Here is a 21328-nt window from a genome sequence, read left to right as displayed (position 1 = left end):
TTTCACCGATTAGAATTTCTTCTGTAAAAGCTCAATGTTGTCTTCCAAACTGCTGTCCAAGCTTACGCCTACCTTCTGCAGTTTGTTTTGGTAATATGCTTTTACATCTTCCCATTTATAGTACGGATAGGTCTTTGTTTCAATCGGGAACGCGATCTCTTCTTCATTTCTAAGCATTTTCACGAGAACATCCTTACCATTGGAATAAAGAATCCATTGAATATTTGCTCCCATTGGTGAGATAACCGAGCCATTCCAGTTTTGGGTCACGTCCTGCGGTTTGTCGATACTCACATTAGCTCCGGCGATATCCAGGAATGAAGATAGTGGAATGATGGTTTCTGCGTGAGCAAAACGAAATATACCAGCCGTGTCTTTCTGCTGAATGGACTGGTCGGTAGACACGATCAACTCTTTGACCAGAGGTGCAATGATATTCTGCGGCAGATCCGTTGACGTTAAAGATGGACCTTTTTCATAGAAATCATTGATATTGTCAATGCTCTCGTACCATTTCAACTGATTAGCCGTGAAATACCGCCCGAATTCGAAGTCACCTTCTCCTTTAATATTCGAAGATATGATGTAGAGTTCGTATAAATTAGAAGCAGCCTCGGTTGGGTTGCTGAGCTTCACTTTTCCCTTCTCATCTTTCAGTTCAAACTCTCCAGCGTTCAGCCGTTGATAGAAGTCATCAGAGAAAAATTGCAGAAGGACCTCTTTTGCATAACGCGTTCCAGTGTTCTGTGTGACATAATCCTCGTATAACTTAACCCAGTCTCCATCTTCTACGTACTCATTATACTTTGTCGCTAGGTCGTAGGGCCGTAGATAGGGGTCTTTCCCTTCTTCAAAAGCTGAAGCCAGAATGTCTACCTTGTTATCTCCCAAGCTTTCCTTTAACCCGTCAATAAACTGATCTCTGCTCTGCGGCGTTCGATCTTTGAAGGTTGCTTGTGCAATCACTTTTTTATCCGATGTAAAGAGTTCTTTGAAATTCTGCCCAACTCTGGCCCCTATTGCTTTCAGTTCTTCTCCACCCGTAGTGGATAACAATCCATAATGATCTTTTTCAACCTTCATCAGATTGCCAATTTCCTTCTTCAGCTCTTTGCCCAGATTAGTGATCTGCCCGTCCTTTTCAGCGATGTCGAGCAGTTCAAATAACGTCTTGTCGTACTTGGAACTGGATAGATGTCTGGAACCATGTCTCCCTATGTAGTTAATAAATATGGGTTCATATCCAATAGGAGCTTTTGTGTAACTTGTTTCCTTAAAAGGATATGGCGTTTTGGTACCGCGGTATCCCTGCTGATCGTTAATTTTAGCTCCAACAAATACCGATTGGGTGTTGTTATCCCAGTCTACCTCTTGCCCCAAGGCTTTACCAATCGCTCTTGCAGGTATATAAGTAACCCCATTGTAGAGAAATGATTCGCCTTCCACCCTTTGTCCCTTCACAACCACATTAGCCGATTGTTCAGAAACTTCGATCATGCGTTTGGAGCCTGCACCATAGACGTCAAACACACTTACGGACGTTAAGATGGCGAGTGATGCTACTGAAATCCCGATTTTTTTGATCATCATAATGAATAATTTTCTCCTTATTCCGCCTGATATGGGTTTATTTTCGCTCATCATACTATAGGTGTGAAGTGTCTGCGCCGTATCCATCCTATGTTAATTCATTGTAAAAGAGTACATATAAATATTGACGTAAAGTCTCATACGACAAAAAGAGCCGCTCCTTAGCGACTCTCGATCTGCATAACCGGCTATCTTGCTCCGAGACACATGAACAAAATAGTTATCACATGTCTCGCACTATCATAGCGCCCTATATATTTTTATATCTATCCCTGACTCCGTCGGATGACCTTCTCCAATAAGTGCCTCACGGTTCAAGAAGGATAAGGCTTTGCTGTCTGTAATCATTTTGGGGGAAGTACGAAATAAAGCAGTTTTCAGCGTTTTATCAATATTTCCGTTATTTTCGATATAAATTTTGCAGGAATGGCCTGCGTTGTCGGTTCCTTGGAGCATGTATCTTGCCGATAGCGTATGCGGACCACCATTCTTCCCGATGATCTGCGTATCCACTCCTCCACCCAGCACAATTCCCTCAAAGTACTTTCCGGTTACGCTGCCTGTAAAAGTAATCATGACAACCGAATCATCTTCGCTATTCTGTAAATCAAATGATTTCTCAATGTTCACATGTACCGTAAACAATTCCTCTAATTTCACGTGTTCCCACCTCCATATGAATTCAATTATAACTCTACTCACTAAAAAAAAGATTTACATATTTCCTTTAAATCATTTAAAATGGTTTACACAATGTAAAGGTTAACAAGTTGTAAATGAAGGGGTTAATGACGTACATGAGTACATTACCAAAATCAGTTCGTTTTCCACTGTTCATTCTGATGTTAAATCTGTTTATCGCTTTATTGGGGCAAGGGATGCTTATCCCCATATTGCCGGAGTATTTGAAGCTTTTTCATGCGGGAGGCACAGTAGCAGGATTTTTAGTTGCAGCCTTCGGTGCTGCTCAATTCTTCTTTTCACCTCTCGGGGGACAACTGTCTGATCGATTTGGACGCAAAAAGTTGATCATTGCGGGTATGTTTCTGTCTGTCATTTCAGATATCATATTTGCGCTGTCGACTTCATTGCCGTTCCTCTATGTCGCACGGTTTATCGGTGGAATCAGTCTTGGTTTAATGGTTCCTGCCAACCTCGCATATGTCGCCGATATTACAACGCCAGAGACACGTGCAAAAGGCATGGGCTATTTCGGCGCAGCTATGAACTTGGGAATGGTTCTCGGACCTGGTCTGGGCGGTCTCATCGCCGAGATGGGCATTCGCATGCCCTATTTCTTCGCAGCGGGTCTGGGACTGATTGCGGCCCTGATGACGCTGCTATTGCCTGAGACACTTCCCCCGGAGAAAAGAACGGTCTCCATCCGTCTTCAAAAAGGAGATCACTTGGGCAAGAAAATCTGGAGTTCTTTTAAAGTCCCCTATTTCAAATACTTGATAGTGTTGCTTGTCATGACCTTTGGTCTCATGAGTTATGAGACGGTATTCGCTCTTTTTGCAGAGCAAAAATACGGGTTCGACGCTGCGACAATCTCCATCATTATTACCTTGGGCGCGATTATCGGTATCGTTGTGCAGATCTGGCTTTTGGATTGGTTCGTACAGAGAATCGGTGAAGTTAAGTTGATCCGTCTATCTTTAATAATCACACCCATAGCTTTATTGTTAATGTTAATTAAGGTAAACCTTGTGTTTCTGTTGTTCGCTTCTGCGTTATTCTTTGCCTTTAATTCGTTTTTACGACCTTCGGTCAGCACGTTAATATCCAAAAATGCAGGAGATCGGCAAGGTTATGCATCGGGTCTGAATACTACATTTTCCAGTCTCGGCACGGTGATTGGGCCGCTGATCGCAGGACTATTGTTTGACAAAAACATAAACTTCCCGTATATTTTTGGTGCAATTATGCTACTCGCTTCTCTCGGACTGACCTTGAACGCATTTCGTTCGAAGAAAGGACAATTGTATACAAGTGAATGAAAACTGGCATCAACAATTGGGAAATAAACATCGTGATGATTTGATTGCAGCAGGTAAGGAGCTTTTTTTGAAATATGGATTGCTCCAGGTGAAGATTAAGGATGTATGTACGAAAGCTGAACTTAGCAGAGTGACCTTTTATAAACATTTCCAGTCTATGGATGAACTTCTTCTAGCCATTCAGATGCAACTGATCGAACATTTAACGGATGAGGTTAGCCGTGCTTCAACGAAGGACTTGAACGGCCGGGAACAACTCACGGTTATGTTGAATGCATGGGTTGTTTATGCCGAGAATCATCCAGACTACATCCGGTTTATTCAATTGTTTGATATCAACTATGAGATGTATGATTTTAGCCCTGAATTAAGAGAAGAGTATGATAAGTTCAACCAGAACGGGAAAGAAAATCATTTCCTGATGGACGCTTTATCCCAAGGTGTTGTTGACGGCAGTATTAAGAATCCGTCCCCTCCGCTGGATCTGGCTCAGTTTATCTTCACAACGATGATGGGCATGCTCCAGCGCATGGTAACTATTCGTGCTGCTCATGATAATTCATTGGATATGCGGATGACGGAGCAATTTGTGAAGATGCTGCTCCATTTTGTTTGTAGCGAAGAAATACCCGAGTGATGGCATGGTAGCTGGATTGATAAAACAAAAATTTGAAATAAAAAACGGATTCCGTATGCTGGAATCCGTTTTTTCTTCATTAATTAAGCGTTAATCCGTTAGTACGGGTAATTGTCCTCCAGCTTTCAGTTGACCAAGCAATACTTTGATCCCGGCAGACGTATTTGGCTCCTGCTTTCCATACACAGCAATTCCTGAGCGCACGTTCTGCAAATAGATCGTTTCGTAAGGGTTACCGAGAGACAACAGCGTGTATCGCTGATTACTCTTGTTCATCGCATTAATCAAGGTTTGATACTCACTCCAACCGAACTGGCTGGCCACATTGCGGAATTGGTAAGAAGCAAGAATGACATAATTGGCTTTGCCAATCGCCTGGAGCGTTTCATTCATGTTGCCTTGTCCAACAAGTGATATTTCAGTTTTTAACGACAGATTATTAGCGGCTTGCAACAGTTGCTTCTCAAGCTGTTTCGCCTGTTCCTGCTCAGCTGCGACAATAACAACCCGGTCGCCTTGCTTGATTAGATCAGGAAGCACGCCTTCGTGACTACTGAGTACAGTGACCGCCCGCTCTGCGATTGTCTGCTCCACTGCTCGGTGCGCCTTCGATCCGATGATACCGTTAAGCTGAGTTAGCTTTTGCGCGAGGGTTTGACTGCGTTCAAATAAACCATATTTCGCTTTCATCTCCAAGATTCGTTTCACAGATGCATGTATGGTTTCATCCTTGATCGTTCCTTTGTTCACCGCGTTCACCAGCGTTTGATGGGCCGCTGCTGAATCTTTTGGCATAAGGATGATATCAACACCTGCGGAAACGGCGCGTTCTACCGATTGATTCTCCCCAAAATGCTCTGCAATTGCATTCATGGTAAAGGCATCCGACACGATGAGACCTTCGTATCCAAGCTCTCCGCGAAGCAGTCCTGTCAGTACCTTTTTCGATAAGGTGGCAGGAATCGGCACACGTTCACCGTCTTTGAGCGAAGTGACATGTTCGTTGTCTATGGCAGGGAAAGCAATATGCGCGGTCATAATCATCTCTACACCATTTTTGATTGTAGCCCGAAACGGTTTTAATTCTACCGCATCAAGCCGTTCTCGGTTATGGGCAAGCACAGGCATACCAAGATGGGAATCTACCGTTGTATCTCCATGTCCCGGAAAATGCTTAACTGCCGCCATCACCCCTGATTGCTGTAGCCCTTTTATCGTTGCCAGACCAAGCCGTGTTACCAAGTCCGCCTTCGAGCCAAACGACCGTATACCAATGATGGGGTTATCTGGATTGCTGTTGATGTCCAGCACTGGCGCAAAATTGATCTGCAATCCCAGTGCCTTCAGCTCCTCTCCTGTCAGCTGACCAGCTGCTTCGGCTAGTCTTGCATCTCCAGTTGCACCAAGCGCCATCTGACCTGGCAGGTTCGTACCGCCTGGTATTCGCTTAATAACGCCTCCTTCTTGGTCGATGCTAAGAAATAGAGGAATGTCACCTGCTTCTCTTTGTATATCATGTGTGAACGTTGTAAGCTGCGTCACGTCTACAATATTTTTGTCAAAAAGAATAAGTCCGCCCAAGTCCTGATCATGGATCGTGCGTTTCAGCCCCTCATTAACGGTCGTTGTCGCTTTACCATTCCATTGCCTAATGTCGGGCATAAGCATCTGACCAACTTGCTCGCTTACCGTCATATAGGATATCAGTTTGTCCCAATCTTGTGTCCGAATGGCCGCTTCACGTTCGAAGCGAATTACTCTCGCCATAAATACGGCATATTCAGCACGCGTGACAGCTTGATTCGGACGGAAGGTGGCATCTGAATAACCGCCGACCAAGCCGTTTGAACTCATAATAAGAATGGGTGTTGCTGCCCAATGCCTGTCCGTGTCTGTCCATTTTGCGGCGTTCTTACCTTCCACGAGTGCATATGCCCGTGTAAGGAAGGCCGCAGTCTCTGCGCGGCTAAGTGGTGCATCCGGACGGAAAGTTCCGTTAGGAAAACCACTTGCAAGTCCATTTTTAGCAGCTATCATGATTTCTCGATGGAAAGGATGTGTAGTTGGAACATCGGAATAAGTTGTGCCTTCCACTGCTCTTTGAAGCTGATCTGAATAGAGCTCGCGCACCATAAAAGTGACAGCTTGTGCCCTTGTCACAAGTGCCTCTGGCTTGAAGATCCCATTGCCGTATCCGGCTACTGTTCCCCGTTTCGCCATATACGTGATGCCATCCTCTGCCCACTTTGAATACTTTAGATCAACAAACGTTTCTTCCGCAGCTGCCGTTCCCACCCCTATAAGCATAGAGCCAACAACGGCACCAATAATCGTCATCCATTTTACATGCATTTGTTTCACTCCTGTTGTATTCTATGGATGAATAGACGTTACTACGGTATAGTTTGTTGCGTTTTCATAAGTTCAATGAAATTATATTCAGGTCATGACTAACCCTTTACACCGCCAATCGTCATACCCTGGACAAAGTATTTCTGTAAGAACGGGTACACCATCAGAATAGGAACACTTGCAATAATGGTCATGGTCGCTCGAATCGAGGTTGGTGTGACCGCCGTTGCATTGCTTTCGGCAGACTGATAAGCATCACTTGCTGATGAAGTCGCTGAGGTCGTTGAAGTTTGCAGAATCTTCATCAACTCATATTGCAACGTGCTTAATTCTTTATTGGAAGAGTTGTACAGGAATACATCGAACCAGGAATTCCATTGTCCCACAGCTACAAAGAGTGATACGGTTGCCATTGCGGGAATCGTTAGCGGCAGGACAACGCGGATAAATGTCGTGAACTCCCCTGCCCCGTCAATACGGGCTGACTCCAGAATGCCTTCAGGAAGACCCTCAATAAATGAACGGATGACGATCATATTGAAGACACCGATTACACCCGGAATGATATATACCCAGAAGGAACCGATCAATCCAAGGTCTCGAATCAGCAGATAACCGGGGATCAACCCCCCGCTGAAATACATGGTGAATACAAAAAACATCGTAACAAACTTGCGAAGCACAAATTCCTGACGACTAACCGTATACGCGAGCATGGCTGTACAGAAGACGGACACCACGGTTCCAATGATCGTACGCAGCGCCGAGATCAGAGTTGCGTGATAAATATCGGATTCGCCAAAAATGTATTTGTAGTTGTCCAGTGTCCATACACGAGGCCATAGATATATTCCACCCCGAATGGCATCATTTGCATTATTGAAAGATACGGCAATCATATTAACAAAGGGATAGATCGTCACAATCATCAGACATACCATGAAGATGATGTTAAAAGTGTCAAACGCTCGATCCCCGGTGCTGCTATTCCGCAAGCGGGATGTGTTTCCTTTTCGCATGGCATAGGCCTCCTTTTAGAATAGTCTGCTCTCTCCCATTTTTTTCGCTATATAGTTCGCTGAGAAAAGGAAGATGAAGCTGACCACCGTTTTGAATATGCCAGCTGCTGTACCTAAGGAAAAGTTCCCCATCCCTAATCCATATTTCAGTACAAAGATGTCCAGATTCTCCGAATAGTCCATATTCATCCCGTTACCCAGCAGATATTGCGGTTCGAATCCGGATTCAAGAATACTTCCCATGTTCATGATCAACAAGATCACAATAACCGGTTTCAAGCCAGGCAGGGTGATATATAACATCCGTTTGAAGCGACTGGCTCCATCAATCTCGGCAGCCTCATATTGCGCCGGATCAATTGCCGTAATTGCTGCCAGATAGATAATGGTGTTCCAACCGACATCTTTCCAGACCTCAGTTGCCCCCAGAATACCCCAGAAGTATTCTCCTTTCCCCATCCATAGTACCGGACTGTCAATCAGGTGAAGCTTCATCAGCAGCAGATTGATAATTCCGTCTGGTGACAGGACTGTTAATACAATGCTGGAAGCAACAACCCACGAGATAAAGTGAGGCAGATAACTGACGGTTTGCACAAAACGTTTAAATATGACATTTTTCAGCTCATTCAACAAGAGAGCCAGCGTAATTGCTGTCACAAATCCCAACACCAGTTTAATGGAACTCATAACGAGTGTATTTCGCAGCACCCGGTAGAAGGTATTGTCTTCAAATAACGTACTAAAATGTTGCCAACCTACCCATTGCTGATCCGAGAAGGACCTTGCCGGTTTGAAATTCTGAAAAGCCATGGTCCATCCCCATAACGGCAGGTACTTGAAGATAAAAGCCCAGATGACAAAAGGAATACACATCCAGGCAAGCGTTCGTTGCTGCACAAGTCGCTTAAAGAACGAGTGTGCTCTGGTTCCCTTCGGACTCGAGGCTGGAGGCATCGAGTTAAGGGAGACATTAGGTTTCTCCACGGTGAACCTGCTCCTTTCCTGTGCTGTTATTCATGCGAGGAGAAGCCGGAGTTTATGCTCTGTCATCTTCTCCTGCGCATGTAACAGTTTGTTTTAAAGAGGTTGTTCAAAAAGTCCGCTTTTGATTACGAAAGACGCCTTGCGGCATCATCAGCATCGAATATGGAATTCAGCCGAAATGTCCGTTGCTCACGTAGTTTTCCCTACGCTCCGCTACTCCATTTCTAGCTTCATCCCATCTTCTTGGTACTGAAAACCGGTCTTATTGAACACGCACTTAAAGTGTTCGTATTACCATTTTCCTGCAACACGATCCTTCACAACTTTGGTAATGGTCGCTTCATAACCAGCTTTGTCCAATTTGTTCAATTCAGCCATGTAGGCATCCCACAGCTTATCAAAATTCGATGGTGCTCCCAAGATCATTTCCGGTAAGTATTTACGTTGCAGATCATCCGATTTGGTGGTGAAGATCTGTTCAGGTGATCCTTGCTCAAGGGCGATGGACCATGCGGGGAACCATGGCCGCTCTTCCGGTTTATTAAACAATTCACTAAAGGTTTGGATACCGTAGGCTTCAAGGAATTTCTTATCTCCCTCGGTGTAAGATGCCGCGGCCACTTCCGGCTGGTTGCCAGGGCTATAAGCGTTACCATCGGTTAGTGTAGATTCACCGCCATATTTCGGCCAGTCTGTCCCAAAGTAGGTGAACCCGAATTTACGGCTGAGCTCCAGATCATCATGAGCCTTGCGTTGATCTTCATTTGCATAATAGAATCGACCCTTTTCATCCACACTGTACGTCTCATCCTTGATTCCCCATTGCACCAGAACCTGATTCTCTTCCTTCAGCAAATTATCAAAATATTTGATGATACGAACAGGGTCTTTGGCATTCACCGAGATACCTGTTGCATAGTTGTTGACAAAGCCGGGAGGATCCACATACTGATCCTTGATTCCTTCATCAAACACAATCGGAAGTGGAGCGTAGCGCTTCTCATCAATGCCTGCAGAGAGCAAGTTTTTCGATGCATCCCCAATCTGCCAGCCATAATTGAAGTATCCTAACACACGACCCGAAGTCAGCTTGGCCAAGTACTGGTCTTTGTTCATCGTAAAGGATTCCGGATCAAGCATGCCTTGAGCATTGATTTCATTCAACTTCTGAATCCATTTTTTCTGGGCATCTGTTCCGGCGACAACTTTTGCCTCATGGGTAGTCATGTCGACCATGACACTGCCATCGTTCGGATAACCGGCAAGATGCATCGCTGGATTTTGCAGTGTGAAGAAGTTATTAGCCACACCCGCAAGTGACACAAATCCGATTGTCTCTGCACCGTCGACAGTTGGATGTTTTTCCTTATAATCCTGAATTAGATCAAAATATTCATCCAGTGTAGTGATCTTGGGATAATCAAACTCTTTGAGCACAGATCGTTGAATCCAGAAAGCTCCTCCGCCCACATTTGGGCTACCTGAATACTCACCCTGATTAGCCGTATAAGGCAGGGCATAGATTTTTCCATCTTCGGCATTTTTCATTTTATCGAAATATGGTCCATACACCCTTTTGATATTAGGACCGTATTCCTCAATCAGATCATCCAGCGGAATATAGGCACCGGCATCCAGTAACTTGGACATCTCACCACTGGAGCTAATGACATCAGGATAGTCTCCACTGGCAATCATGACACCGGCTTTTGTAGCACTATCACCTACCAGATATTCCATCTTCCAGTCCACACCCGTCTGCTCTTGCAACGCTTTACCGATGGTTGTTTCGCTTGCCAGAACATCCTTCTTGCCTGGAGAGAACATGTAATACGAGAACGTGACTGGACTGTTCTCATCATCACCTGTGGCTGAAGGCGCTGATGACGAACTGTTCTGACTGCACCCAGCCAGCAAAGCTGTTAGTAATACAGCTAAACCCGCTGTTCTAAATTTTGGTTTTAACATGTGAATATTCCCCCGTTCCGTGTTTTCTCTCGTGGATTACACTCACCATTTGCCAGCTACACGATCCTTAACTGCCTGTGTTATCGTAGCTTCGTATGTTTTCTTGTCGAGTTGATTCAATTGACTCATATATTCATTCCATGTGTTCTCGAAAGTGGAAGGCGAATCCATAATCATTTTGGGTAAATATTTCTTCTGGAGGTCTTCTGCCTTGGTGATAAAAATCTGTTCAGGAGAGCCCTGCTCCAGTGCAATAGACCAAGCAGGAGACCAAGGACGCTCATCCGGTGTGCTGAATAGTTCTGTGAATGTCTCCACACCATATTTCTCTAACAACAGCTTGTCACCGTCCGTGTAACTAAAGGTAGCCACTTCTGGTTGGTTGCCCGGTCCATAGGCGTTGCCATCCTCCAGCACGGAGTTATTCCCGTAACGAGGCCAGCTGTAATTAAAATAGTCAAAGCCGAATTTACGACTTAATTCTGGATCTTCATGTGCCTTGCGTTGGTCATCATTTTCAAAGTAAAAGCGACCCTCATCATTCACACTATACGTCTCGTTCTCAACACCCCATTGAACCAGAATCTGGTTTTCTTCCTTGAGCAAATTATCAAAATATTTAATAATTCGCACGGGATCTTTAGCATTTACGGTAATTCCCACACCGTAGTTGTTCACAAAACCTGGCGGGTCCACATACTGGTCTTTGACACTGTCATCAAATACGATCGGGAGAGATACGTATCGTTTATCGTCAATACCAGCCTTCTTGAGGTTGTTCGTTGCATCTCCAACTTGCCAGGAGTAACTGAAATATCCCAGCACCCGACCGGACGTCAACTTGGCGAGATACTGATCCTGGTTCATTGTGAAGGATTCTGGATCAAACATCCCCTGTGCGTTAACCTCGTTCAGCTTCTGAATCCATTGTTTCTGATAATCAGATCCGGCTACCAGTTTGGCTTCATGACTCTGCATATCCACCATCACACTGCCATCGTTTGGATAACCTGCCAGATGCATAGCCGGATTTAGCAGGGTGAAAAAGCTGCCCGATTCACCAGCAAGTGTGGCGAAGCCGATGGTTTCTTTTCCATCGATCTGCGGATGCTTTTGCTTGTATTGCTCAATCAAGTCAAAATATTCGTCCAGCGTTTTGATCTTGGGATAGTTAAACTCTTTTAACACAGCACGCTGAATATAAAAGCCGGTCTGAAAATTAGGCTCTGACACATAACCGATGTTGGCAGTGTATGGCAAGAAGTATATCTTTCCATCCTCCTGTCTGAATTTGTCCATATAAGACCCGTATACCCGCTTGATGTTAGGCCCGTATTGATCGATCAGTTCATCCAGCGGGATAAAAGAACCTGCATCCATCAATTTGGCCATTTCACCACTGGAGTCGATGATGTCGGGGTAATCCCCACTCGCAATCATTACACCTGCCTTGGTTGCACCGTCGCCCACCAGATATTCCATCTTCCAGTCAACGCCTGTTTGCTCCTGTAGCTTCTTGCCAATGGTCGTGCTGCTTGCCAGAATGTCCTTCTTGCCACCGCCAAACGTGAAATATTTAAAGGTGACCGGGGTGTTGTCATTACTGTCAGGATAAGAGGCTTCCGGGCTGGCTTTATTACAACCTGCCAGGGTTACAGCCAGTAAAATGGCCAGACCTGTTATAATGTTTTTTTTTCTAAACATGTAGCAAATGCCCCCTTAAAGTATTGTTTGTGTCTTTAAGCCTTCTCAATATATCAAGATAGCGCTTTCAAAGTTACCCATGAAAGTGTACCTCCTACTTTGAAAAGTATATCCCTCGTATTTAGTCGCCTGGCATGGCTGATGGATCAAGTGGGAGCTTAATTTGGATATGCGTACCTTCTCCTTCCCATGTCTGGATGTCGAATGTAAAGTCATTTTTATAACAAAGTTTTAAGCGACTATACGCATTTTTCATGCCAACATGCTCTCCCATATCGGTGTTTTGATCCAGGTAACTTAACAACTCTTCCAATTTTGCTTGTGACATCCCTATACCGTTATCCGTTAGTCTGATATGGAGCTGGTCATTTTCCATTGAAACGAAGAGTTGAATGATGCCTACTCCCGGAGATGACTCAATTCCATGAATACTTGCATTCTCAACAAAGGGAAGGATAACCATCTTGGGGATTCGGTACATCAGTACCGCAGGATCTGCCTCAATGGTATATTGGAGTTTTTCTCCAAAGCGGTATTTTTGAATTTGCAAAAAACTCTCGATGAGTTCCAATTCTTCCTTCACTGTCACATCATTCTGATTCCAACTAATCGACTTGCGGAACATCTTGGCCATATTATGCACGATTTTGGCAGTCTCTTTCTCACCTTTGATGAGGCTTCGCATACGTACCGACTCCAGCGTATTAAACAAAAAATGTGGGTTGATCTGACTATGGAGCGCATGAAGTTGTGCTTCCTGCTGCTTCAACTCCAGGTCTTTCTTTTGGATGTCGGCGAGATATACCTCATGAATCAGGTTATGGATCGTCTCGGTCATTCGATTAAATTCCATCGTGAGTTGACCTATTTCATCTCTTGCATCTTCAGGCGGAATCGTCTGGAAATTCTGTGTTTTTACTTTTTTCATATGTTTTAGAATACGCACCAGCCTGACATGGATGGATCTGGACATCGCCGCGATGATAATAGAAGGCAGGACAAAATTAATGCAAGCCAGCCATACGACGAAAGAACGGGACTTCCGCACCTCCTTCAACACAATTTCTTCATCCATCACTCCATGCAGGGACCACCCTTCCAGATAGTTAATACCTGTATACGTAAGTTCAAAGGGAATCATTTTGTTCGGAAACTGGATCTCGCTGTAACGTTTCCCTATCTGAGCTTCTTCTGCTGTAGGATCATTTGAAAATTGGATGTGTCCCCCCGGATCAAGAAGATACACTTTTCCATCAAATCCGCTGTTGTGGAAATACTGCTTGATCATATCCATATTCAGGTCAATTTTAAGTAACTGCTCTCTCCCCCCAGTGTCCAGATTGTCGAGCCTTTGAACCAGACTTAACATCTGATCCGATGAGATCAATGCCGGATAAGGGGCGGAGTATGCCTGAAATTGAACGTACCAGTCCGAGTTGCGGACATCGTCAGTTAAACGATCAATATAACCGGAAGATAAAATGGTAGAATTATCGGTATACACTTGATACCAGCGAATTCCCTGATTCATTTGACCGGAGAATTGCCCTTTTAGATAGGAATTATAAGCGTCAATATACTCAAAATGACTTTGAAATGAACGGGAGATGGTGTCATTGAATACAGGGTCAGTATATAACGAATAAGAGAGGCCGACGCCCTGATCAATGGTTACTCGCAGGTCGTTCTTCAGATTGTTCAAGGCCATGCCTGCATCACGAGTTTTCTGACTACGAATATTGGCGGATGTGACATTGTAAAACACCACATTGGTAACAACGATGGGAATAAATACAGATAAGACATACATAAGCAGTAGCTTATCTCGAAGCTTCATGTAATTCAGGTTCCATCTTGGCATTGTGCACCTCGCTGCTCATTTCCCATAAGGAGATTGCGATACTCTGTAGGCGATAACTTAACCAGTTTCTCAAACTGGGTTACAAAATAATCCGCATTCTGAAATCCTACACGTGCAGCAACCTCGTACATTCTCAGATCCGTCTGGCGCAATAACTTCTTCGCTTCATGAATCCGCAGGTTGAGCAGATAGTCATTGAAATATTGATTGTAGCTTTTGCGGAATAATCGCCCAAGATAAACGGGATTCATATAGAAGAGCGCAGCAATGCTTTTGAGATTGATGTTCTCGGTATAATTTGCATCAATATATCGTTTGATCTTGCTGATATCCCCTTTGGATCGTTCCATCCGCAGATGAGAGACATAATCCTCGGCTTCCTCCAGCGCGATGAGAAAAGCATCTTTCAATAGTCGTAAATTCCAACCTTCATGACTTTGTTGTGCCAGCTCCTTCAGTTGTTGCAACCCTTCATCATTACCACCCATTTCGTGGACCACAGCGAGAATACCCGTTATATAACGCAAAAGAGAACCCGATACAGCCTGAGAAGAAAATCGATTCATATGAAACAATTTGAATTTCTCTTCTACAATCTTGTGGTAAGCTGACCTATTCCCCTCTTCCAGGCTCAGAATTAATTGATCCACCTCGTCCTGGTATACATTGAAAACAAACAGTGGTTTGTCCTTGATTTCCGTATAACGTACGACACCACCAGTTTCAGCATATTTATGCTTGGCTGCTTCTTCAGCCGCCATAAGGGATTGTGTGACATCACCAATTTCTTTGACGAGTGTTCCTGCGTAAAGACCGATATCCAGGTTGAACCTTTTGCTCAGTGTTATATGAATATTATGCAGGTTATCCTGTAACGCCGAGTCTCCTTGATGATGATCAGGCCACAACAGTAATAAAGCAAACGTGCCGCGTTGTTGCTCACTGATGAACATTTTACATAAATTACTCTCCAGAGAATGTACTGCTTCACGTAGCTGTTCAATCGTAATTTTAATTGCATCTAATCCGGTCTGAAGTTCAATCAAAGTTATGAGCAGACTGGAGTTACGATTGATGCCAAGCATCTCGGCATATCGATGTTCATCCTCCTTCTGTACATGGCCTTTGATCACATCCTCCAGCATGATGTTACTGGCCTGTCCCTCAGTCCAAAGAATATGTTTTCTTTTATTGCAAATCAGATTAGCTGACTTCTGCAACGTCGCCGTCAGTTCTTCATCATCAATAGGCTTCAGGATATAGTCATGAACACCGTACCTGATTGCCTGCTGTGCATATTTGAAGTCATGATAACCACTGATGATAATGAACACAGGTTCCAGATGTGGTATTTTCTCTACGGCACGTATCAGTTCCAGTCCATCCAGGATTGGCATACGGATATCTGTAATAATCACGTCTGGTTGCAGGCTTTCAATCAGATTTAATGCCTCTACACCGTTCTCTGCCTCTCCGATAATCTCCATATTAAGATCCATCCAATTTATGAGTTCATACAGCCCCTTTCGTATATACATCTCGTCATCTACCAGTAATACTTTTAACATCCGTGTGTCCCCTTTCCTCCAACGAAAATAAACCGCCGGTAGCGTGTCTCCCTATCGGCGGAATCTAGTATGGTGACTGTTGTAGTTATTGCATAATACATTCATTCATGTCGTGCATAATCCCAATAGTCGCCAACGAGGCCTTCAATGATCGATCCACTAGCCCATGGCATCAGGCAAAACCAGGTGCTGGCTGGCGTACCATCCGCATATTTTTCAGTGACCAGTCCTTCCGAATGACAGAAGCGTTCAGACATCCATCCTTTTTTGCCATAGCCGAATTCTTGATCATAACGATTATAGGTCTGACAACCCCACCCGATGGTGTCCATCATACGTTGACGAACATAATTCTCTTCCCGCTGTCCAACATAATACAACAGCTCATCCACTAGATTGCTGGACATGGGGTGAATATGCGGATTAGCTACTGAAGTAACACTTCCCCCGGAACTGGACCAGCCTAATGTACTGAGTGGAGGAATCTTAATAGGTGAGTTGTAACAAAATTTGAAGCTGAATTCATAACTGATCGCATCTCTCATGTGATCTAGATATAGCTCGTCACCGGTCAACGCGTGCAGAAACCGAACAGCTTTGATGTAAGCCAGAATACCTTCCGAATCAACTGCCTTGTCCGCATCCAGCGGAGCGCCGTAACATTCCATGTGTTGCACATAGGTGTTGTAATAGTGGGCTTCACTGCGTCTGAGCTCATCCAGAGAAGATTCATCATGGGTTAACCAACAGTAATATGCCTTGGCAGCAAGACACCAGACCCCACTAAAGGCATCATATTCAAGACCTGCTCCGGTTCGCTCTGACAAAATGGTGGGATATTCTCCATCCGTATTCTTCGTGCACTCCAGACGATCAAGTACTTGCTTGACGTAAGCAAGCCAATCATCATGACTCACATTTCGAATGCGCTTCTCATAATCGTAACTTTTCAGAATGTAGAACATCGCTTGAGCTACAAGGTAAGAGGAATGTCCTGGGGTACGCATGCCGTCGAACCACCAGCCTTTAACACTCCAGATCCCATCCTGATAAGCGTCATACGGAAGTCCGGATTCGGGATTCATGGCATTCTCGATAATATTGGTAATACAGGATAACGCCTGCTGTCGCATGGGCTCATTATTCAGGCGCAGTGCGGCCATAAGCATTGGTGCAGCTATGGTCATACCATTTGTCCAACTGATTGAGATAATTTTGTTGTATCGGTAGCCACCGGTTTTAGCAGCATCTTCATATACAAATGTGGAATAATGACGATCCTCCGTAAGCCAGGCATGTTCATAGATGGCATTGGACAAATCCATTACCGTTGTCTGAATGTCACTTCCTTCTCTTGGTTTTTCGTGATACCTTTTATAGATTGTTTCCAGTGCTGGATTGATGCCCAGTTCTGATTCAGACTCGTAGTTATATAGTTCAAGTGTGAGCCCGACCGATTCACCTGCCGCAAGTTCAAAACAGTTTTCTCCAAGGGCAGCTCGCTCATGGACAAGTCTGGATTTGATAAATAACAACGGAGCATTCTCATATCCCAGCGTATATCCGACCGTACCCTTTTCAATAGAACATGTGAATCCCCCATATTGCACAAAGTTTCCTTCTATTTCTGGATACCATTGCTGCTTCTGGCTTCCTGTATTGATCCAGTAGGGACTTGCACTTAGACCAACAATCCGACCTTCATCATAGATAAATGCAGCTGGATGAGACAGACGATCACTTCTTACCATCCACCAGGGTGATGAAGGACGAGAAGGACTGCCCTCCCTTAGCCTGGGGAACTCATTTGGAACATTCTGAGGCGCTTCGCCCCGGTTGCGGCCATACATAAATGCAGGCAAAAAAAATCTCGGATTCTTTTTGTCCAACGGCATTTCCACATGAACAACTCCTGTCCAGGCATTCTGTCCCTCGTTGTAAATCTGAATGTCGGCTTGCCACGGGTCTTCTGCACTACCGTTCCCGCTTATTACTTTTACGTCAGCTTTAAGTTCATGCTTGTCCAATGCCGTGTACTCTACGTTGTCCTGCACTCTACTTCTAGCCGTGAAAATCAGATCCATCTTTTCCTCCAATCGCGTTGTACACACCTGAGTGGAAACGCTTGCAATTATGTATCTATCATGCTAGGATGGTTACATTTTATAGGTTCACGTCTGCAATTTCATTGCACAAACGGCTATATTTATTGCGCGAAACGACAAGGAGGTCATATATCTGATATGAATGAGACTTCAGAATACCTGTTTGATCCAATCCAGAATGAGCTGTTGTACCTTCATCGCACCACCACCACGTATAATATGGGAACGTTTTATCATCGACATAATGCATACGAACTCTACTTATTTCTTCGTGGCAATGTAAACTTCTATATTGAGAACCGTTGTTACCATTTGCAACGTGGAGATCTGCTCGTTCTTAACCCGGAGGAGATGCACCGTTCCTTTGCCTTGGACAAAAACGAATATGAGAGAATCACCATAAATCTGAAAAAGTCATATCTGAACCGCTTGTCTACTTCAAGCACCAACTTATCCGCATGTTTCGACTACCGTCCCAAGGGTAAGGGTAATATCGTACATCTTGAAGAGGACGAACTTCAACGAGTGCTACAATTAGCTGGCGAACTTGAACAGTGTCTCTCATCAAGTGACTATGGAGCGGATATTCTGGGGAATATTTTGATTACACAGCTACTGCTTCTAACGAATCTAACTTTTCAAAATACGGATTTTGTTGCAATGGATATTATGCCTGAACTAGTTCGAAACACGATGGATTACATTGAATGTAATCTGACGAGGCAACTGACGCTCAAACAATTGTCAGAGGCTATGTTCACGAATAGCAGCTATATTAGTCGACAATTCAAAAAACATACCGGACTCACGATTCGAGCATACATTCTTAGTCGCCGTATAGAGCTGTCGAAATCTTATTTAATCGAAGGTTTAAGTATTACAGAGGCCTGTTATCAATCCGGTTTTGGAGATTATGCCAATTTTATTCGCAGCTTCACCAAGCAGGTCGGCACTTCACCTGGTAAATTTGTTAAATATGGAAGTCTTCTTTAAACATGGCATTGAGCAAAAACACGCCAACTCTTGCCTATATCTTATCTCAGCAAAGAAAAAGAGCGAATTCGCCCGACAATTTTGTCAGCGGGTATTCGCTCAGGAATCGGTAAGTTCTTATTTGTTATTCCATTTATCCCCTTTTAATTCAATCATAGCGTTGGGGCCAGAAAAGGTTAATTCTATCTTTTGGTCCAGATAGGATAAGGTTACTCTTGATTCTGCAGTAGAGCGAATTCTGGTACTGAATAGACGACCATTTTCCCATTCCAGATCTATTTCAAATCCGCCACGAGCCCGAATACCACGAATATATCCTTTTGGCCACCCTGCTGGTAAAGCAGGTAACAATCTGATTACTTCGTTATGACTCTGGAGAAGCATCTCTGCTATCCCTGCAGTACCTCCAAAGTTCCCATCAATTTGAAATGGAGGATGGTCACAAAACAGATTGGGTAACGTGGAGGAACGTAGAAGTTCCACGATGTTATCGTGTGCAAGTTCCGACTCCTCTAATCGTGCCCACATGTTGAGAATCCACGCCCTGCTCCATCCTGTGTGTCCACCACCGTGTTCCAGTCTTCTGTCGAGTGTTACACGAGCTGCCTTGGCCAGATCAGGCGTTGATTGCAACGTAATTTGCGTTCCAGGATGCAAAGCGAATAAATGGGAGATATGTCTGTGGCCAGGTTCCAATTCATCATAATCGTTACTCCACTCTTGGATCTGGCCATGTTTTCCAATGGAGGTCTCCGGTATTTTGGTTAAAGCACTGCGGAGTACTTCTCCAAATTCCTGATCTTCTTGCAATATTCGGGTACTTTCAATGCAACGCGTGAAGAGTTCTCTAATAATCTGATTGTCCATTGAAGCACCAAAACATAAAGCCCCCGACTCTCCATTATCTAATATATAGCGATTTTCCGGTGAGGACGAAGGACATATCACCCAATTGCCGGAAGGATCCTCTATTAGATAATCCAGAATAAAGATAGCCGCATCTTTCATCGTGGAGTAAGCTTTTTTGAGAAATTGAACATCCTTATTATATTCGTAGTGGTCCCATAGATGTAATGAAAGCCATGCTCCTCCCATGGTCCAAAACGTCGATGTCATGCATACATCCTGCGGAGCAGCGTCTGCCCAGATATCCGAGTTGTGATGAGCAACGAACCCCTTGCATCCATACATGGTTCTAGCGGTTTCCTTTCCCCGGACTTGCAGTCGATCTATAAAATCAAACAATGGAACGTGACATTCAGACAGATTGCAGCTTTCTGCAGGCCAGTAGTTCATCTGTGTATTAATATTAATCGTATATTTGCTGTCCCATACAGGAAGCATGTCTTTATTCCATATCCCTTGAAGGTTTGCCGGTAAAGAACCTGGACGACTGCTTGAGATAAGCAGATAGCGACCAAATTGAAAGTATAGACTCAGCAGTTCCGGATCATGCTGACCAGCTCTAAGCCGCTCAAGACGCTGATCGATTGGAAGTTCAGAACATATCACATCTTTATTTTCATCTTCGAGATGTATATCCATCTTTTCGAATAAGGATTGATAGTCCGAGACATGATCGGCTAGCAGTTCGCTATATGGTTTTGCGGAAGCAGTATCAATCCTGCGGAGGCACTCCACTTCGAGTTGTTCCTTAGGTACTCGGAAATCCGTGCAAGCCGTGATTAGAATAGTCGCTGAATCACCATTCTTCAGAGAAAGCTGACCGCTTGAATAATGAACCTGCCCCCCTTCAGATATAAGGCGAATCGCACAACAAAATCGGATTCCTTCTTCTCCCCCACTTCTTCCCCGAATGATCAAGTTATTCGTTCCACGCTTCTCGATCCGGTCCAGATAGGATTGGAAACCAACAGGATGCTTAAGAATATCTGAATAGGATGTTGATTCCAGAACAGCTCCCCTGCCAAAAACAGTGGAGAAAGATAACTTTCCAGGCACGCTTGATTTGAGATGAACAACGAGCACTTGATCCGGGTAGCTAGCAAAATAATCACGGCTGTAAATGGATTGATCTGCGGTATAATGCACGTTTACCTTGCCTTGTTCCAGATCGAGATGTCTTTGATATCCATTTGGTTCATGTTCACTGTGATCCATAGCGATATAGAAGTCCCCTAATGGCTCATAATGTCTTTGCCCGTCAGGAACACCTACCAGAGTATCTGCTGCGAGTTCTTCTGCTTCCCTAATCTTACCGTCAAAAATCAGGTTTCTGATCTGAGATAAAGATTCAAGTGCTTGAGGATTATTCCGCTGCATCGGACCACCATACCACAGACTATCTTCATTAAGCTGAATTCTCTCGATCTGTGTTTTCCCAAAAATCATGCCTCCAAGAGTTCCATTTCCGATAGGCAATGCCTCTTCCCATGTCCCAGCAGGTTGATTAAACCAGATATTTTTGGTCTTCACGTTAAAACCTCCAACGAATTATAATTCCTCACATTTTCATGTTTAGTGTGTTCCGTTTGTATGTTCTTTCAGTGTACTGTAATCTCTTAAGCATCTAAATGAACAAAA

At 44.2% G+C, this 21328-nt stretch carries 14 protein-coding genes; 3 read left to right on the top strand and 11 right to left on the bottom strand.

Annotation, left to right across the window (positions count from 1 at the left end):
* Nucleotides 1-9: 9 nt before the first annotated feature.
* Together MHI52_RS15400 and MHI52_RS15395 are read right to left on the bottom strand one after the other, a co-directional pair.
* Nucleotides 10-1590 (bottom strand): histidine-type phosphatase, encoded by a 1581-nt coding sequence (locus MHI52_RS15400; protein ID WP_405159326.1) that lies wholly within the window; start codon nt 1588-1590, stop codon nt 10-12.
* A gap of 240 nt (nt 1591-1830) precedes the next feature.
* Nucleotides 1831-2250 (bottom strand): DUF3237 domain-containing protein, encoded by a 420-nt coding sequence (locus tag MHI52_RS15395; protein WP_405159325.1) that lies wholly within the window; start codon nt 2248-2250, stop codon nt 1831-1833.
* A 137-nt stretch (nt 2251-2387) separates the two neighbouring features.
* Between MHI52_RS15395 and MHI52_RS15390 the strand changes: the two genes are divergently transcribed.
* Nucleotides 2388-3590 carry a tetracycline resistance MFS efflux pump gene (locus MHI52_RS15390; protein ID WP_036671164.1) on the top strand — a complete coding sequence of 401 codons (1203 nt, stop codon included), beginning with the start codon at nt 2388-2390 and terminating at the stop codon, nt 3588-3590.
* On the top strand, nt 3583-4227 hold the full coding sequence (locus MHI52_RS15385) for a TetR family transcriptional regulator (RefSeq protein WP_353882912.1): 645 nt from the start codon (nt 3583-3585) through the stop codon (nt 4225-4227). Before MHI52_RS15390 ends, MHI52_RS15385 begins: the two co-directional genes overlap by 8 nt.
* Nucleotides 4228-4317: 90 nt before the next feature.
* Here the strand turns inward: MHI52_RS15385 and MHI52_RS15380 are convergent, their stop codons facing one another.
* The 8 genes from MHI52_RS15380 to MHI52_RS15345 form a co-directional block, all read right to left on the bottom strand.
* On the bottom strand, nt 4318-6579 hold the full coding sequence (locus MHI52_RS15380; protein ID WP_405159324.1) for a glycoside hydrolase family 3 N-terminal domain-containing protein: 2262 nt from the start codon (nt 6577-6579) through the stop codon (nt 4318-4320).
* A 98-nt stretch (nt 6580-6677) separates the two neighbouring features.
* Nucleotides 6678-7598, bottom strand: a complete 921-nt coding sequence (locus MHI52_RS15375) for a carbohydrate ABC transporter permease (protein ID WP_036615816.1) — start codon at nt 7596-7598, stop codon at nt 6678-6680.
* 15 nt (nt 7599-7613) lie between these two features.
* On the bottom strand, nt 7614-8555 hold the full coding sequence (locus tag MHI52_RS15370; protein ID WP_047844314.1) for a sugar ABC transporter permease: 942 nt from the start codon (nt 8553-8555) through the stop codon (nt 7614-7616).
* A gap of 321 nt (nt 8556-8876) precedes the next feature.
* Entirely contained in the window at nt 8877-10553 is a 1677-nt protein-coding gene (locus MHI52_RS15365) for an ABC transporter substrate-binding protein (RefSeq protein ID WP_036671156.1), read from the bottom strand.
* A 42-nt stretch (nt 10554-10595) separates the two neighbouring features.
* Nucleotides 10596-12257 (bottom strand): ABC transporter substrate-binding protein, encoded by a 1662-nt coding sequence (locus MHI52_RS15360; protein ID WP_282321415.1) that lies wholly within the window; start codon nt 12255-12257, stop codon nt 10596-10598.
* Between the two features lie 121 nt (nt 12258-12378).
* Nucleotides 12379-14118: a sensor histidine kinase gene (locus MHI52_RS15355; protein WP_127548552.1), complete on the bottom strand. Its 1740-nt coding sequence runs from the start codon at nt 14116-14118 to the stop codon at nt 12379-12381.
* Nucleotides 14100-15686 (bottom strand): response regulator, encoded by a 1587-nt coding sequence (locus MHI52_RS15350; RefSeq protein ID WP_315371750.1) that lies wholly within the window; start codon nt 15684-15686, stop codon nt 14100-14102. The genes MHI52_RS15355 and MHI52_RS15350 overlap by 19 nt, the downstream gene beginning before the upstream one ends.
* Before the next feature lie 101 nt (nt 15687-15787).
* A complete protein-coding gene (locus MHI52_RS15345) occupies nt 15788-17770 on the bottom strand; it encodes a hypothetical protein (protein ID WP_405159323.1) in 1983 nt (660 codons plus the stop codon).
* A 159-nt stretch (nt 17771-17929) separates the two neighbouring features.
* Here MHI52_RS15345 and MHI52_RS15340 point away from each other — a divergent pair, with 159 nt between their 5' ends.
* Nucleotides 17930-18784 (top strand): AraC family transcriptional regulator, encoded by an 855-nt coding sequence (locus MHI52_RS15340; protein WP_282321419.1) that lies wholly within the window; start codon nt 17930-17932, stop codon nt 18782-18784.
* Nucleotides 18785-18901: 117 nt separating this feature from the next.
* Here the strand turns inward: MHI52_RS15340 and MHI52_RS15335 are convergent, their stop codons facing one another.
* Nucleotides 18902-21220 carry a glycosyl hydrolase family 95 catalytic domain-containing protein gene (locus MHI52_RS15335; RefSeq protein ID WP_405159322.1) on the bottom strand — a complete coding sequence of 773 codons (2319 nt, stop codon included), beginning with the start codon at nt 21218-21220 and terminating at the stop codon, nt 18902-18904.
* Between the last annotated feature and the right edge of the window lie 108 nt (nt 21221-21328).

This window comes from Paenibacillus sp. FSL H8-0283 (assembly GCF_045040675.1).
Classification (GTDB): domain Bacteria; phylum Bacillota; class Bacilli; order Paenibacillales; family Paenibacillaceae; genus Paenibacillus; species Paenibacillus amylolyticus.
The sequence above is the reverse complement of the archived record's forward strand: the minus strand, read 5'-3'. Positions and strand labels throughout refer to the sequence as shown.